This is a genomic window from Psychromonas algarum (assembly GCF_004376845.1).
Lineage (GTDB): Bacteria > Pseudomonadota > Gammaproteobacteria > Enterobacterales > Psychromonadaceae > Psychromonas.
This window is the reverse complement of the sequence record NZ_SNUW01000002.1, coordinates 51,169-66,766: the sequence shown is the minus strand read 5'-3', so window position 1 is coordinate 66,766 and position 15,598 is coordinate 51,169. Positions and strand designations below refer to the sequence as shown.

Here is a 15,598-nt window from a genome sequence, read left to right as displayed (position 1 = left end):
CCATATTGATTAAGGATAGAGATAAATATGCAGCAAGATTCACCACAGCACCTAAAACAAAATATGACATTTCCTTTTAGTGCAGTACAAGGCCAGCCTTTATTTAAGTTGGCACTATTGTTAGCAACGGTTAATCCTTTGATTGGTGGTATTTTAATTTCTGGCCCTCGTGGAAGTGCTAAATCCACCTTAGCGCGAGCTGTTGCAGAGTTGCTACCTGTTAAAGATGACGTTCCGCAGAGTTTTGTGACTTTACCGCTTGGTGCAAGTGAAGACATGTTGATTGGTACGTTGGATTTAGACCATGTACTACAAGAAAAACAAGTTAAGTTTTCTGCTGGGTTATTACAGAAAGCGCATAATGGTGTGTTGTATGTTGATGAAGTGAATCTTCTACCAGATCATTTAGTGGATCAACTTTTGGATGTAGCAAGTAGCGGTGTCAATGTGGTTGAACGTGATGGTATTAGTCATCAACATGATGCTCGTTTTACTTTAATTGGCACAATGAACCCTGATGAGGGTGAATTACGTCCACAATTAAAAGATCGCTTTGGATTAATGGTTGAACTAGACAATGTGTACAGCCTAGATGAACGTATTAATATCATTAAAGCACGTCAACAATTTGATCTCGATAAAAGTGCTTTCTGTGAAAAGTACCAAGCTCATCAAGTATTATTAAAACAACAGATCAGTGATGCACAAAAGTTACTAGCAGGAGTCACCTGTGACGATAACTGTTTAATTGACATTGCTACTCGTTGCCAACAAGCTAATGTGGATGGGTTACGTGCAGACATTATGATGCATCGAGCAAGTCTTACACATGCAGCTTGGTGTGGAAGAAAAACGGTAACCTTAGAAGATATTGAGCAAGTTGCACCATTAGTATTATTGCATCGTACGCAAAATGCAGGTACACCACCTGCTGGTTCGTCATCTAATGCGCCTAATTCATCTTCTGTTCCTGATCCGTCAAGCAAGCAACCGCCATCAAAAAATAGTGGATTTTCACGTCCTCAAGCTCCTCAACATAATCATTCATCTTCGCAAGAGCAAACGACTGAGCGTGAGTCTGAAAGTGATTTACAAAGTGAACAAGAAAACAATGCCGGAGAATGGGGGGCTATGTCTGCTCAATCAGGTGAAGCACAGAAAACGGCATCTAAAAGTGCGCTAGAGTTACCAGAATTAACAACAGTATTTAGTTTGCAGGAAAAGAGTGATTCACATAATAAAAATAATAAAGGAGTCACTGCTTTAGGTAAGCAAAAAGGAGGTAAAAAAACATCCTTGAATAGCCAAAAAACGGATTGGTTTAAAACATTAACAGATAGTTTAGGTCAGTGGCCGCCAGCAGAGTTATCTTTCAAAAAAGTCTCTGCAGGAGAGCAAAAACTTCACCTCATTTTATTGGATACGTCAGCTTCTACCTTGACTGATAGTTTATCGTCAGTGGCTAAATCAGTTGTCATGAATATTACCGATAATGCTTACTTACAACGAGAAAAAATCAGTGTGTTAGGGTTTGGTAATGATAACGTTGAAAGCATTGTTAAAGCAGGTAGAGCCCCCAAAAACATTTCAAGTTTATTAGATAATATCAGTGCTTTAGGTGGTACGCCTTTACGATTAATTTTACAGAAAGCATCACAAAGTATTCAACAATTAAGCAAACAATATCCCGGTTTGTCATTGTTTTGTTATTTGATCACTGACGGGCGAACGCGTGTAGACGTTGATGATTTGAAATTGAATGTACCAACTCTATTAATTGATATTGAAAAAGCACAAATAAAACGTGGCCGTGGCAAGTTACTTGCAAACCAATTAGAGGCACAATATTTTGCCGTTTCAAATGCAGCAATAGATGCTTAATACAGGTTAAGGAACAATAGAAATCAGATGAAAAACATAACAAAAAAAGCCTGTTGCCCAGCGTTATTTTTGGCTGCACCCGCCTCAGGTCAGGGGAAAACAACTATCACAGCAGCTATTGCACGTTATTTTACGGTGCAAGGTAAAGTGGTGCGCATTTTTAAAACTGGGCCAGATTATTTAGATCCACAAATTTTAGCACAAGCATCTAATGCTCATGTTGAACAACTTGATATGTGGATGGCAGGTGAAAACTATTGCCAACAAAAACTCTATGAAGCGGCGCAACAAGCTGATCTTATTTTAGTGGAAGGCGCCATGGGTTTATTTGATGGTGAACCATCTAGTGCTGATTTAGCCGCGCGATTTAACATTCCCATTGCGATAGTGATGGATGTAAAAGGCATGGCACAAACTGCTGCGGCCGTAGCGATTGGCCTTGCAAACTTCCGTGATGATTACAATTGTTATGGTTTGATTGCTAATAACTGCAGTACTGACCGCCATGCTCAGTTAATTAGAGAAGCTTTAGGTGATAAGTTACCCTTATTAGCCTGTCTTAAAAAAGATGCTGATATCGCCTTGCCTGAGCGCCATTTAGGCTTAGTGCAAGCCAGTGAAGTATTTGATGAATTAGAAGAAAAATTTACACGAAGTTGTGACTGGTTACAAGATGGCGTGACTCGTGCAGACTCTGTCAGTCCTTTGTTAACCTTACCTGAAAGTGTTGATTTTTATGCAGGAGAAACAGAGCAAGTTGGTAAGTTACTCTCTGGCAAAACCATTGCTATTGCACGAGATGTTGCCTTTAGTTTTATCTATCAAGCTAATACTCGTTTGTTAGAAGAGATGGGCGCGACATTAGTTTATTTCTCTCCATTAACTGATACTGAACTACCCGATGCCGATGCGCTTTGGTTACCGGGGGGATATCCTGAGTTATATGCAGGGAAATTAGCTGCTAACAGTGCATTACGAGCACAAATTGTTGAGTTTTATGAAGCTGGAAAACCTGTGTTAGCAGAATGTGGTGGTTTTCTTTATTGCTTAAATGAGCTGGTGGATCTAGAAGATCAACATCATAAAATGCTTGGCCTATTAAATGGTCAAGGCAGTATGTCGGGTAAACGAGGTTGTCAGGGAATGCAAAAAGCGATACTACCTGAAGGTGAAATTCATGGGCATGCGCATCATAGATCTCGGGCAATTATGCAAATAGACGCAATGGGATATGGACAGCGCCAACGTCATCCCGCGCCCGGTGAAGCGATTTATCGAGATAAAAAATTAACGGCGAGTTATTTACATCTGTTTTTTCCATCTAACCCGCGTTTGATTGCGGATCTATTTACTGGTCAATTAAAAGCGGAAGATAAAGACAAGCTAACGGCTTGGGAAAATTATCAGTCTACACCTAAAGAGCAGTCTCAAACCCAATCTAAACCTAATCTTGTTGGTGAGTAATACCTATGTGGCCAGAATCGAACGAAACAGAGCAACCATTACGTAATGGATTAACTACAGGAAGTTGTGCAACTGCTTGCTGTGTAGCAGCTGTTCGTGCATTACTGGCAAATAAACAACCTGCAACTGTAGAGATCACTTTGCCTCGTGGAGAAAAGGTGGATCTGGATATTATTGATTATCAAATTATTGATAACGGTATACGCACAGCAACCATCAAAGATGCAGGGGACGATCCCGATGCCACACACGGTGCAACATTGTTTGTTGAATTACGTTTAACAGCTGAGCAAGGCATTGTTTTTAAAGCTGCTGAAGGTGTTGGTACGGTAACGCGAGATGGTTTAGTACTGGCTATTGGCGAGCCGGCCATTAATCCCGTACCGCGTAAAATGATCACTAGTCATTTGCAACATTATGCTTTGGTTTATCAATATCAAGGTGGTTTTGAAGTGTCCGTTGGGGTTGAGAATGGTGAGAAAATTTCGCTTAACACTATGAATAGTCGGTTAGGTATTCTTGGTGGATTATCTATTTTAGGTACTACGGGTATTGTTCGCCCTTATTCTTGTGCTGCTTATATTGCCTCCATACATCAAGGTATTGATGTTGCGCTTGCGAATGGTTTTACCCATATAGCTGCATCAACAGGTATCGCTAGTGAACATGCTATTAAAGAGCATTATCAAATGGATGAAGTGAGCTTGATTGAAATGGGCGATTTTGTTGGGGCAATGTTGAAATATTTACGCCGAGAAAAAACAGATAAAAAAACCGGCAATAAAATTACCAAACTTAGTATCAGTGGTGGTTTTGGCAAGTTAACTAAATTAGCGAACGGACATTTAGATTTAAATAGTCGTCAATCAAGTATCGATTTTCAGCAGCTAGCTAATATTGCTAAATCACTAGGTGCGACGGCGCAGTTACAGCAAGAGATACTCGATGCTAACACGACTATTGAAGTGTTTAATAAAACGCAAGCTGCAGAGCTTGATATTGCCACCGTGATTTGCAAAGACGCGTTAAAAGTTGCGCAAGGTATCGTGCATGAATCTATCGAAGTGGAAGTATGGGCGGTAGATAGAAAAGGACAGTTTGTAGGCAATAGCATAGGTGATCATTTAGGGAGATTTAAAAAATGAAAGTATTAGTGGTAGGGGGAACTGCCGATGGTCGTCGACTGGCAACGCAGCTGTTTGAATTAGGTTTCGATCTGATATATAGCATTGCAGGGATTGTTCGTAAAGCCATGGTACCTTGTACTAGCATTAGCGGAGGTTTTTCACAATTTGGTGGTTTGGCAAAATATGTAACGGCTCAAAATATTACCCATATTGTCGATGCGACGCATCCTTTTGCTCAGAAAATGAGTGAGACTATTGCAGACGTCAGTGAAAAATTATCAATCCCAGCTATTAGATTTCATCGACAACAATGGCCTAAAACAGAACAAGATCACTGGATTGAAGTATTAGATTGGCCTGAGGTTATTGAACAACTACCGGAGCAACTATCACTTTTTATTACTGCTGGACAAATAGAGCAGACGGTTATCGATGCATTAGCAAAAAAAGCAAAGCAGGTGCTTTTACGCACTGCAATGCCTGCAAAAGTAGAGCTACCAGAGAATGTCTTGTGGTTAAAAGCCATTGGCCCTTTTTTGCTAGCAGATGAAACAGCATTATTAGCAGAATATAAAATTGACGCCATTATCAGTAAAAATAGTGGCGGTGAAGCCACTTACGCAAAAATACAAGCGGCGGCAGAAGCAGGTATTCCTGTTTATCAGTTTAAACGCCCGGAGTTGCGCCCTTTAACTTATGAGTGTGATGAGCAAGTTGGCTGCGTAACACTTTTGCAAAAATTTAAAATGAGCTTACAACATGAAGTTTGAATATATTCACGATCCCAAATTAATTGAACAAGAAAGTTTTCGTCAAATCAGAACATTAACTGAACTTGAACATTTATCCATAGAAGCGCAACAAGTGGTTATGCGTGTTGTGCATAGTGTGGGGATCCCTTCAGTCGCAACACAAGTGAAGCTAAGTGAAAATGCGTGTCAATCTGGTATCGAAGCCTTAAAAAAAGGTGCTGCGATTCTCTGTGATGTGGAAATGGTTAAGCAAGGTATTACTAAACGCATGATCAAAACTGAACCGCTGTGTTTCTTAAATGCGTCGGGTGTTCCTGAACTTGCCAAACAAACAGGGGAAACACGTACCATGGCGGCATTAACGTCTTGGCTACCTTATTTAGAAGGTAGTGTTGTAGTGATTGGTAATGCACCTACTGCGTTGTTTCGGTTGTTGGAAATGATTGCTCAAGGTGCAGCAAAACCCGCTTTAATTATCGGTATGCCGGTTGGTTTTGTTGGAGCTGCTGAATCAAAGCAAGCATTATGGGATGTGCATCAAACGTTAGGCATTGAGTGTATTACATTATTAGGTCGAGAAGGTGGCAGTGCAGTGTCTAGTGCAACTTGCAATGCTTTATTACGTTGTATTAAAGGTGAACTGTATTAATGAAGTTAATTAATAAATTAATAGATAAATTTGGCTCTAATCTTGGATTGAGCATTAAGAGCAGAACGAGATCTTCATCTAAATCTGCTCGTGATATTGCGGTTATTGGCTTAGGTGTCGCTGAAAATGCCATGCTCAGTGAAGCTGCGTTAGTTGCATTACAATCGGCCGATTTGGTGATTGGATCTGAACGTCAATTAAGAACTCTAGAAAAGCACCTTGCAGTTCAGCCTAAGATAGAAAACTTGCATGAAGGTGAGCAGCAGAAAATTGAATCTCAAATAGGCAGTTTACCGCCTAGAACTGAAATTTTTCCTAAATTAAAAGAATTAAAAGCGCTAATCGAAACTGAAAATAAAGTGGTTGTTTTAGGCTCTGGTGATCCTCTCTATTACGGTATTGGTACTTGGATCAGCAAACATTTTCATAATGCGACGGTACGTTTTTTTCCTGCTGTTTCTAGTATTACACAAGCTTGTCATAGTCTGTCAATTGCCCAGCAAGACGTAAATGTTGTTAGTCTGCATGGTCGTCCATTAGCTAAATTAAAAGTTGCCTTAAAAGCACAGCAAACTTTATTATTGTTAACAGATAAAGACAGTTTGCCACATCATCTTGCTGCTGTTTGTTTACAAACAGGATTTACAGAAGCTGAAATTATTGTATGTGAGCGTCTGGGTTATACAGAGCAAAAAATATCTCGATTTACCGTTCAAGATTTATTAAAAGCGGAGTCTGAAGGTAAGTTACAACGTTTTGATACTTTACATGTTTCTTTCATTCTTTGTGGTGCAAACAAAGGTTATCTACCTCAATTCCCTGGTATTAAAGATAGTCACTTTGAAACAGGCGAGCTAGGCAGTAAAGGTATGATCAGCAAACGCGAAGTACGTTTAGCTATTTTGTCTCTATTACAACCAAGTAGAAAAGATGTTATTTGGGATATAGGTGCGGGTTGTGGTGGTGTATCTGTTGAAATGGCCTATTGGCAACCAAAAGCAAAGGTGTATGCAATTGAGCATAACCAAGCACGATTCGATTGTTTATTGCAAAATACCCAAAAGTTTGGTGTGGTGAATAATTTAAATACAAAATTTGGACGTGCACCAGAAGTGTTAATGGGTTTACCAAAAGCAAATAAAATCTTTATTGGCGGGAGTGATGGCGAGCTTCCAAAATTACTTGAAAAACTTTGGACAACACTACCTGAAGATGGACAAATTGTTGTTTCAGCAGTGATGGAAAATACTAAATCACAATTATTGGATTTTTATAATAAACGTGCGGAATTAAAAGATGCTGAGTTAGAAACGTTACAAGTTGCTGTTAATAAAAGCAAAAGCTTAGCGGGTCAACTTGCTTATAAACCTGCATTACCGGTGAGTTTATTTAGCTTTATTAAAAGTAATACTCAAAAAGGACATTCAGGTGAGTAAAGTTGAATCTACAGTACTAAAACAGTCCGTTGATCATGGTGTTTTTATCGGTGTTGGGGTAGGCCCTGGTGATCCTGAATTATTAACATTAAAAGCATATCGTGCGATTAAACAGGCTGATGTTGTCTGTTTTTTAGAAAATGAATCTGGCGAGTCTCAATCACGTAATATTGCAATTGAAGCCTTGGCTGAGCCTGTTAAAACTCAATTATATCTTGGGTTCAATATGGCTTTTGAACGAGATCGTGCAAAAGCCAATCTTGCTTATGATAATGCGATAGAACAAATACATGCTCAACTTGCATTAGGTAAAAATGTTGTATTCCTATGTGAAGGTGATCCCTTATTTTTTGGTTCGTTCACTTACCTATTAGAGCGATTAGACAGCCAATATAGATCGCAAGTGATTCCTGGACTCCCTGCCTTTATTGCCGCAACAGCAGAATTACAATTACCTTTAACGGTATTAAAACAATCTTTTGCAGTAATAACTGGTCGCCATAGTGATGAAAAAATTAAAGCTGCACTACGAGAGCATGATGCCATTGTGATCATGAAAGCAGGCATTGAAAGACCACGTTTATTGGCGTTATTAAAAGCAACAAACCGCTTTGATGATGCTAACTATCTTGAGTATATAAGCCGTGATAATCAGAAAGTTATCACCGATTTAAATCAATTAGAAGATAAGGCTGGTCCTTATTTTTCATTGTTTCTGATCACACGAGAAGAGTTAAGCGCGTGATTAGAATCATTTGTTTAACAGACGTTGGTTTGCAGTTAGCAAGGTGTTTGCAAAATGCGTTAATAGCGAATAAAGCTAAATCCGTTAACGTTTGTTTTAAACCAAACTCATTTAGCGAAACAGTACAAAGCTTTTTCAAACAAGGCGATCGACTTATTTTTATCTGTGCCACAGGCATTGTAATGCGAACCTTAGCACCTGTGATCCAAGATAAACTCAAGGATCCAGCTGTATTAGTCTTAGATGAAATGGGTAAGTTTGTTATTCCTCTGTTGTCGGGCCATGAAGGCGGTGCCAATGAGTTTGCTCGACAAGTTTCTGACTTACTTGAAAGCCAGTTGGTGATAACGACAGCGAATAGTTATTTAAAACCTGTTTATGTCGTTGGTATGGGGTGCGAACGCAATTGTCCTGAAACGGTTTTACAAACATTGTTAGATGAGTGTTTATTAAAAGCTGGTTTAACATTCGATGATATTAGTGCGATTTGCAGTATTGATATTAAAGCCGATGAAGTGGGATTAATGGCATTAGCTAAGTCACTAGATAAACCCTTTTTAACCTTCGACGCAAAAGACTTAGGTGAAATGGAAAACCGTTTATCAACTAAGTCTGATTATATTTTTAAAACTGTTGGCGTATATGGGGTCGCTGAATCAGCAGCTTTATATCAAGCACAGCAGATAACCAATAACAGCAGTGAGCTATTGCTGAATAAACATAAGAATAAGCAGGCGACATGTGCAATCGCACGTTCTTATGCGTAATAAAATTAAAGAATAAATAAGGAATAAAATGAGTAATAAAAAACAACTTTTTGTTGTTGGTATGGGACCAGGTAATGCTGATTTAGTCGCACCAAAAGCATTAAAAGCAGTGCAAGAAAGTACTGATTTAGTGGCTTATGGTCTCTATTTAGATCTGTTAGGAGAGCCGTGCAACAACAAAGTACATCACGATTTGCCATTAGGTGAAGAGATTGGTCGTGCTCGTTTAGCCTTAGATCTAGCAGCAAGCGGTAAAACGACGTCACTAATTTCAAGTGGTGATATCGGTATTTATGCCATGGCAACACTCGTGTTTGAATTGCTTGATAGACAACTTCAAGGGCTTGAAGACCATCCTGAATGGTTAGATGTTGAGATAGATGTCGTACCGGGTATTTCTGCGATGCAAGCAGGTGCAAGCCGTATTGGTGCAATGTTAGGTCATGATTTTTGTACCGTGAGTTTATCGGATCTATTAACACCTTGGGAAACCATTGATAAACGTATTCATAGCGCTGGTGAAGGTGACTTTGTTATCTCTTTCTATAATCCAGTGTCTAAAAAGCGTGATTGGCAGTTAAACCATGCGCGTGATGTGTTACTAAAATATCGCCCAGCATCAACGCCAGTTTTATTAGGTCGTCAGTTGACCCGTGAAGATGAAACCATCCGTATTATCCGTTTAGATGAGTTAGATGCAAAAGACGTGGATATGTTTACCTTAGTGAGCGTGGGGAACAGTGAGTCGCGTCATATCATTAACGGCGATAAAGACTGGGTCTATACACCTCGAGGCTATAAGAAAAAATTATAGTCATAGCGTTGAAATTCACACAATTTCTGCGTTGGTAGTGCTCACTTAGAAACTGCGCTCAGCGCTTGAAAAATGAATTATCGCGTTGCACTTCAAGCTATTTCTGCGTTGAAAGTACTCACTAGGTAAAGCTAGCTCCGTGCTTTCGTCTTGAACTCGCGTGAATTACTTAGCTATAAAACATTTTTATGAATGACATTAAAAATTGAAATAATTGTAAAGGAATCATTATGAAAGTTTATTTTATTGGCGCAGGGCCGGGTGATCCTGAGTTGATGACCATTAAAGGGGCGCGTTTATTAAAGCAGTGTCCTGTTGTGTTGTATGCTGGTTCATTGATTCCGCGTCAAACATTACAAGATGTTGAAGATAGTGCTGAGTTGATTGTGGATACTGCGAAAATCAATTTGGATGAGATGGAAGCCTATTTTGTTGAAGCATCAAAAGCGGGCAAAGATGTGGCGCGTTTACAGTGTGGTGACCCTGCATTATATGGCGCGATTGCTGAGCAAATTCGCCGTTTAGATAAGCATGGTATCGACTATGAAGTGATTCCTGGAGTAAGTGCAACGGCTGCGTCAGCTGCGTATCTAGGTAAAGAGCTAACACTGTCTGGTGTTTCACAAACGCTGATAATGACGCGTTATGAAGGTAAAACACCTTTCCCTGAGCGAGAACGCTTACCGCAACTTGCGCAAAGCGGTGCAACCTTAGCGATCCATTTAGGTATCACTAAGATCCGTAAAATTGTGGCTGAATTGATTCCGCATTATGGTGAAGATTGTCCAGTTGCTGTTTGTTACCGCAGTTCATGGCCTGACCAAGATAAAGTCACTGGCACATTAGCTGATATTGCTGAAAAAGTAGAAGTAAAAGGCTTTAAGTTAACGGCACTTATTTTGGTTGGTCACGTATTAGATACCACTAACTTTGAAGATTCGTATCTGTACAAAAAAGATAAACCCAACATTTTCCGTCGTCGTAAAAATACACTTTCAATCGAAGAATTAGAGGTCAACAATGACAACATTAAATAAGAACGTTTCATTAAATAAAATTCCAACCACGGTTGTTACTGGTTTTCTTGGTAGTGGTAAAACAACCTTATTAGCGAACTTGCTTAAAAAAGCCAAAGGCAAACGTATTGCCGTGATCATGAATGAATTTGGTGAGTTAGATATCGATTCAGAATTGCTACGTAGTTGTCCACTTGAATGTGAAGACGAAGCGGCAGAATTAGTCGGCGGTGAAGACGGTATCTACGAATTAGCGAATGGTTGTATTTGTTGTACGGTAGAGGAAGAGTTTTTACCTGTGATGGAAAAACTGGTTGAACGTCGTGATCAAATTGACCATATCTTAATTGAAACATCAGGTTTGGCATTACCAAAACCGTTAGTACAAGCATTTAACTGGCCAGGTATTAAAGAATATTGCACTGTCGATGCAGTGATCACTGTGGTTGATGGCCCTGCCATTGCTGCAGGTCGCTTTGCGGCAGATGAAGATAAAGTATTAAAGCAACGTGCTGCAGATGAAAGCTTAGATCACGACCCAAGCTTACAAGAGTTATTAGATGACCAACTTAACTCTGCTGATTTAGTGGTAGTAAGTAAAAGTGATTTACTGAACGAAGAAGAACAAGCTCGCGTTAAAGCTGTTGTGCAAAAACGCTTACAAAGCTCGGTGAAAACCGCTTATATCAATAATGGTGATGTGCCACTTGAAGTATTAATCGGTATTAATGCAGGCACTGAAAAAACTATTGATAAAGTCCATAACCATCACGATCATCATCATGCTCACGGTGCACATCACGACCATGCTCATGACCATTTCGATTCAATGGTGATTAGTTTGGGTACTGTTGATGCAGACAAGTTAAAAGTAAGCGTTGAAAAATTATTAAACGAATTTAACTTATTCCGTATCAAAGGGTTTGCTGCTGTTGAAAATAAGCCAATGCGTCAAGTATTACAAGCCGTTGGTAAACGTTTAGACGTGCATTTCGATCGTTTATGGGAAGCAAGTGAAACACCAAAAACAGAACTAGTGTTAATTGGTAAAGGCTTAGATGAAGCTGCAGTGACTGCGATTCTAAAAAGCGCAGAGGTTTAATAAAAGATGCATCTATTAGCGGCACAACCGGGTGGATTTATTGAAGAAGAGGGCATTGTCGATTTAGCACAATCGCCAGCTCCTTTAGTTATATTTAGTGCTGCTGATAGCCAATTAACGGCGCTTTCTGCTGGTTTTCAACAAATAAATGAACGTAATGGACTTGTTGAAACGCGTTTAGTGAATTGGACCAACTTATTAAAACCCGCAGCTTTTGATCTTTATGAAGATAAAGTCTTAGAGCAAGCGGAAGTGGTTGTTGTGTCGTTATTAGGCGGAAAAGTCTACTGGCAATATGGCGTAGAAGGCCTAGTTCGTTGGTCAAAAGCAAAACCGAATCGAACCCTTATTTTAGTCCCCGGTGATGATAATGTTGACCCTGAGTTAATTGAGTTATCAACTGTATCCGAACAAATCCAACATCAAGTTTGGCGCTATTGTCGTGCTGGTGGACTTGATAACAGCGCACAACTTTTTACTTATTTGAATCAACTTTACTTTGAAGCAGAATTTGAAGCTAATGATCCACAGTTTTTGCCTGTTGCGCAGTTTTATAACCAACAACCAATCAGTGAAAAATGGAGAAAAGATCAAAGTGTTGTTGCGCTGATCTTTTATCGTAGCCATTTACAATCCGCCAACTGTGAAATGTTCGACCAGTTGATTGAATTAATGTCTGCGAACGGTTTAAATCCATTACCGATAGTCATTAGTTCGTTAAAAGATGAACAAGCCATGAGTGTGGTGAATAAACTTTTAAGTGAGCATGATTGCCGTTTGATTTTAAACAGCACTGGATTTGCTGCAAACACAGTCAGTAGTCCTGGATTAAGTTCTCAACCTAATAGTTTTAAGCGTTTATTTTCCGTTGATATTCCTATTTTACAGCTAGTACTTTCTAGTAGTACGTTAGAGGATTGGACTGATTACAAACAAGGTTTGCGAAGCCGTGATATTGCTATGCAGGTGGTCTTGCCTGAAATGGATGGCAAAGTATTAACCCGCGCTATTAGCTTTAAAACCGAAGCCTTTTTTGATGAAAAAACACAAATTTCATTAGTACAATATCAATTACATCACGAGCGCGCTTTGTTTGTGATTGAGTTGGCTAAAAAATATATTCAGCTTTCAACGCTTGAAAATAAAAACAAACGTATTGCGTTAATTTTAGCGAACTATCCAACCAAAGATGGACGCATCGGCAACGGTGTTGGATTAGATACACCTAATTCCACAGTCAATATCTTAAATGCTTTAAAGGACGCTGGTTATCCCATTGATAGCGTGCCTGAAAACGGCAACCAACTGATTGAAATCTTATTAGAATCAGTGACTAACAATCCTAATACCTTACACCATTTACCCTGTTGGCAGAGTTTGTCGTTAAGTGATTACAAAAAAGCCTTTGCTAATTTGCCACTCGTTAGCCAACAAGCCATTACTGAGCGTTGGGGAAAACCGGAAGATGATATTAAATGCCGAGATGGACGTTTAATGATATCGGGGATCCGCTTAGGTGAAACCTTTGTCGGCATTCAACCTGCACGTGGTTTTAATATCGATTTACTCGCTAACTACCATGATCCCGATTTAGTGCCTCCACACAATTATTTAGCCTTCTATTTTTGGCTACGTTTTACTTATCAAGTAAACGCGATTATTCATGTGGGTAAGCACGGCAATTTAGAATGGTTACCGGGCAAAGGTCTCGCACTTTCTAACGAATGTTGGCCAGATGCTGTCTTAGGTCCAATGCCACATTTTTATCCTTTTATAGTTAATGATCCCGGCGAAGGCGCGCAAGCTAAACGCCGTACTCAAGCTGTAATTATTGACCACTTAATGCCACCAATGACTCGCGCTGAAACTTATGGTGAGTTGGCTGAGTTGGAAGGGCTGGTGGATGAGTATTACCAAGCACAAGGTTTAGATGTACGTCGTGAAGTATGGTTACGCGAGCAAATATTAGAGAAAGTACAAGATACCCATATTCTCGATGAATTAAATGAAGCTGCGCGTGAAGACGATAACCAAGTATTAGAAGAGTTAGATACTTATCTTTGTGATATTAAAGAAGCACAAATTCGTCATGGTTTACATATTCTTGGGCAATTACCTGAACCTCATAAAGTGGCCAATACGCTGATTGCTTTATTACGTTTACCCCGTGGCGAAGGTGTTATAAACCAAGGTATTTTACACGCATTAGTGAGTGATTTTTCTCTAATGGTAGACGGGCAATCTTTTGATCCTTTAGAAGCGACTCGTGAACAATGGTGTGGTGAAAAATCAGAGCTATTAATGAACGTTAGCGACACCCTATGGCGAACGCATGCGGATACGCGTGAACGTTTAGAGCTGTTAGCACTGGAGTGGGTCGAATACTTTTTACTTAATGATAATGATCTTATTGAGCTTAATTTTTACCCAGCAACACAAGCGTTATTAACCTATGCAAAATCAACGATTCAGGCCGCGTTAAATCAGAGTGTTAACAATGAATTAAGCGCCATTATTGATGGTTTAGATGGAAAGTTTATTGAAGCAGGGCCCAGTGGTGCACCAACGCGTGGTCGTTTAGATACCTTACCAACAGGACGAAATTTTTATTCGGTTGATAATCGAGCCATTCCATCGAAAGCCGCGTGGGTATTAGGTCAGCAATCGGCGCAAGCATTGATTCATCGCCATTTACAAGAGCATGGCGACTACCCGAAACAACTGGGTTTATCGGTGTGGGGAACGGCAACCATGCGTACTGGCGGTGATGATATCGCACAAGCCTTTGCATTAATGGGCGTTAAGCCAATTTGGGCACAAGGCAGTAATCGCGTGGTGGATTTTGAAATTATCCCATTCCAATTATTGAATCGCCCAAGAGTGGATGTGACCTTAAGAGTCTCTGGTTTTTTCCGTGATGCTTTTGCTAACGTGATGGCATTGTTTGATGCGGCTGTTGTTGCCATTAGCGAACTCAACGAACCGGGTAATGGCAATTTAATCCAACAAAATATTCAACAACGAGAAGCTCAATTGATTGCCGATGGCATGGCAATTGGTGAAGCTAAACGCGAAGCCAGTTATCGTGTATTTGGCTCAAAGCCCGGTGCTTATGGCGCAGGTTTACAAGGTTTGATTGATGAGCGTTGTTGGGAAGAGAAAAGTGATTTAGCAGAAGCTTATCTGAATTGGGGCGGTTACGCTTACGGCAACAGTGATAAAGATGGTGTGCAAGCAAAAGATGCCTTTTTACATCAATTGAGTAACATCGAAGTGGTGGTGCAAAATCAAGATAACCGTGAACATGATTTATTAGATTCAGACGATTATTACCAGTTCCAAGGTGGTATGAGTAACGCGGCACAAGTGTATTCTGGTAAAGCACCAACGATTTATCATAGTGACCATAGTAATCCAAGTAAGCCGGTGATCCGTACTTTAAAAGAAGAATTGAATCGCGTGATCCGTTCGCGTGTTTTAAACCCTAAATGGATTGAAGGGATGCGAGAGCATGGTTACAAAGGTGCCTTTGAAATGGGCGCAACGGTGGATTATCTGTTTGCTTATGATGCAACCACAGATTTGATTGCGGATTATCAATACGAACAAGTAACTAACACGCTATTGTTTGATCAAGTTAATCAACAATTTTTAAAAGATAATAATCCACAAATCATGGAAGAGATGGCTGAGCGTTTAATGGAGGCAGCGCAACGTGGCTTGTGGCAAGCACCTGACGAATATAAAGAAAAATTACAGGATCTGCTATTGCAGTGCGATGAAATGCAAGAGTCTAAATAAAAGGAGGGAGTAACAAGTAAGTAATGACAAATTCTACTCGTTAT

At 39.8% G+C, this 15,598-nt stretch carries 12 protein-coding genes; all 12 read left to right on the top strand.

The annotated features are described in order from the left end of the window. Positions 1-27: 27 nt before the first annotated feature. The 12 genes from E2R68_RS00420 (at position 28) to cobN (ending at position 15,554) form a co-directional block, all read left to right on the top strand. Positions 28-1,881, top strand: coding sequence for an AAA family ATPase (locus E2R68_RS00420; RefSeq protein WP_208380078.1), 1,854 nt, complete (start codon positions 28-30; stop codon positions 1,879-1,881). A gap of 27 nt (positions 1,882-1,908) precedes the next feature. Beyond that, positions 1,909-3,345 (top strand): cobyrinic acid a,c-diamide synthase CobB, encoded by a 1,437-nt coding sequence (locus tag E2R68_RS00415; protein WP_134275531.1) that lies wholly within the window; start codon positions 1,909-1,911, stop codon positions 3,343-3,345. 5 nt (positions 3,346-3,350) lie between these two features. Continuing rightward, the gene (locus E2R68_RS00410) at positions 3,351-4,490 is read left to right on the top strand and encodes a cobalt-precorrin-5B (C(1))-methyltransferase (RefSeq protein WP_134275530.1); all 1,140 of its coding nucleotides are present in this window, start codon (positions 3,351-3,353) and stop codon (positions 4,488-4,490) included. Then, positions 4,487-5,242 carry a precorrin-6A/cobalt-precorrin-6A reductase gene (locus E2R68_RS00405; RefSeq protein WP_134275529.1) on the top strand — a complete coding sequence of 252 codons (756 nt, stop codon included), beginning with the start codon at positions 4,487-4,489 and terminating at the stop codon, positions 5,240-5,242. The genes E2R68_RS00410 and E2R68_RS00405 overlap by 4 nt, the downstream gene beginning before the upstream one ends. Then, positions 5,232-5,873 (top strand): precorrin-8X methylmutase, encoded by a 642-nt coding sequence (locus tag E2R68_RS00400; RefSeq protein WP_134275528.1) that lies wholly within the window; start codon positions 5,232-5,234, stop codon positions 5,871-5,873. Before E2R68_RS00405 ends, E2R68_RS00400 begins: the two co-directional genes overlap by 11 nt. After that, a complete protein-coding gene (gene cbiE, locus E2R68_RS00395; RefSeq protein WP_134275527.1) occupies positions 5,873-7,309 on the top strand; it encodes a precorrin-6y C5,15-methyltransferase (decarboxylating) subunit CbiE in 1,437 nt (478 codons plus the stop codon). Before E2R68_RS00400 ends, cbiE begins: the two co-directional genes overlap by 1 nt. Continuing rightward, positions 7,302-8,054 (top strand): precorrin-2 C(20)-methyltransferase, encoded by a 753-nt coding sequence (gene cobI / locus E2R68_RS00390; RefSeq protein ID WP_134275526.1) that lies wholly within the window; start codon positions 7,302-7,304, stop codon positions 8,052-8,054. Before cbiE ends, cobI begins: the two co-directional genes overlap by 8 nt. After that, positions 8,051-8,821, top strand: a complete 771-nt coding sequence (locus E2R68_RS00385; RefSeq protein ID WP_134275525.1) for a cobalt-precorrin 5A hydrolase — start codon at positions 8,051-8,053, stop codon at positions 8,819-8,821. Before cobI ends, E2R68_RS00385 begins: the two co-directional genes overlap by 4 nt. A gap of 28 nt (positions 8,822-8,849) precedes the next feature. Further along, the gene (gene cobJ / locus E2R68_RS00380; RefSeq protein WP_134275524.1) at positions 8,850-9,635 is read left to right on the top strand and encodes a precorrin-3B C(17)-methyltransferase; all 786 of its coding nucleotides are present in this window, start codon (positions 8,850-8,852) and stop codon (positions 9,633-9,635) included. Positions 9,636-9,865: 230 nt separating this feature from the next. Then, positions 9,866-10,672: a precorrin-4 C(11)-methyltransferase gene (gene cobM, locus E2R68_RS00375; RefSeq protein WP_134275523.1), complete on the top strand. Its 807-nt coding sequence runs from the start codon at positions 9,866-9,868 to the stop codon at positions 10,670-10,672. Further along, on the top strand, positions 10,656-11,753 hold the full coding sequence (gene cobW / locus E2R68_RS00370; RefSeq protein WP_134275522.1) for a cobalamin biosynthesis protein CobW: 1,098 nt from the start codon (positions 10,656-10,658) through the stop codon (positions 11,751-11,753). The genes cobM and cobW overlap by 17 nt, the downstream gene beginning before the upstream one ends. 6 nt (positions 11,754-11,759) lie before the next feature. Next, positions 11,760-15,554, top strand: coding sequence for a cobaltochelatase subunit CobN (gene cobN / locus E2R68_RS00365; RefSeq protein ID WP_134275521.1), 3,795 nt, complete (start codon positions 11,760-11,762; stop codon positions 15,552-15,554). The last annotated feature ends 44 nt before the right edge of the window (positions 15,555-15,598 follow it).

Coding starts and splice junctions, on each gene's coding strand:
- E2R68_RS00400 (WP_134275528.1), top strand. CDS start 5,232: ATGAAGTTTGAATATATTCACGATCCCAAATTAATTGAACAAGAAAGT.
- cobN (WP_134275521.1), top strand. CDS start 11,760: ATGCATCTATTAGCGGCACAACCGGGTGGATTTATTGAAGAAGAGGGC.
- E2R68_RS00405 (WP_134275529.1), top strand. CDS start 4,487: ATGAAAGTATTAGTGGTAGGGGGAACTGCCGATGGTCGTCGACTGGCA.
- cbiE (WP_134275527.1), top strand. CDS start 5,873: ATGAAGTTAATTAATAAATTAATAGATAAATTTGGCTCTAATCTTGGA.
- cobM (WP_134275523.1), top strand. CDS start 9,866: ATGAAAGTTTATTTTATTGGCGCAGGGCCGGGTGATCCTGAGTTGATG.
- E2R68_RS00415 (WP_134275531.1), top strand. CDS start 1,909: ATGAAAAACATAACAAAAAAAGCCTGTTGCCCAGCGTTATTTTTGGCT.
- cobW (WP_134275522.1), top strand. CDS start 10,656: ATGACAACATTAAATAAGAACGTTTCATTAAATAAAATTCCAACCACG.
- E2R68_RS00410 (WP_134275530.1), top strand. CDS start 3,351: ATGTGGCCAGAATCGAACGAAACAGAGCAACCATTACGTAATGGATTA.
- E2R68_RS00420 (WP_208380078.1), top strand. CDS start 28: ATGCAGCAAGATTCACCACAGCACCTAAAACAAAATATGACATTTCCT.
- cobJ (WP_134275524.1), top strand. CDS start 8,850: ATGAGTAATAAAAAACAACTTTTTGTTGTTGGTATGGGACCAGGTAAT.